The organism is Vibrio sp. 03_296 (assembly GCF_002265885.1).
In genome coordinates this window covers 1-573 of record NZ_NPKW01000694.1, presented here as the reverse complement: position 1 = coordinate 573, position 573 = coordinate 1, and the positions used below count along the sequence as shown (strand labels likewise).

1 pseudogene is annotated in these 573 nt (G+C 43.5%); it reads right to left on the bottom strand.

What is annotated here, in order from left to right:
• Positions 1 to 140: 140 nt before the first annotated feature.
• Positions 141 to 573: pseudogene (locus CIK04_RS27195) on the bottom strand (ATP-dependent endonuclease); the annotation flags it as partial.

Sequence of the window (573 nt, the reverse complement as noted above, 5' to 3'; positions counted from 1 at the left end):
ATCAAAATTATGATATTTGGTACAAGCGTTCATCGTTTGATTGCGCTTTTTTATTTCCGCTTTTGTTTCAGCCACTCTCTCTATCACCGTTGTTGTGCCCTTGGTGTGTTGTTCGCTGATAACACACCGTCAAGCATGGATTAGGTGTTGCCATTGGCCATGGTCACAATGCGCTTTAGTGTCCAGCGCAGTAATACAGGGATACACTCAATGCCGTTTTCTTCACAGTGGGAAACAATCGACAAGGCCAGATCGGGTTTAGCGTGTTTCTTAAGTACCTTGTTCACGACCTTTTTGGCAGGAATAGGATGTTCATAAGGAATTTTGATGAGATCCTTAAAGAATTTATCAAAGCCATGATTATATAAAAAAATGTTCTATGTCGTGATCGGGCAACTCAGTAAGTCGATGACGTTCTTGATCGTGTCCGAGCATGCTTTTCACCGTTGCAGCGTATTTCTTGCCTGCTGCATCGCCATCTGTCACCACATGCCAATTCGATCCCATTCGCTTTCGTCCACTTTGATCAGTGAGCGTAATCCGGATTGTGCAAACTCGATAATTTGTACGCCT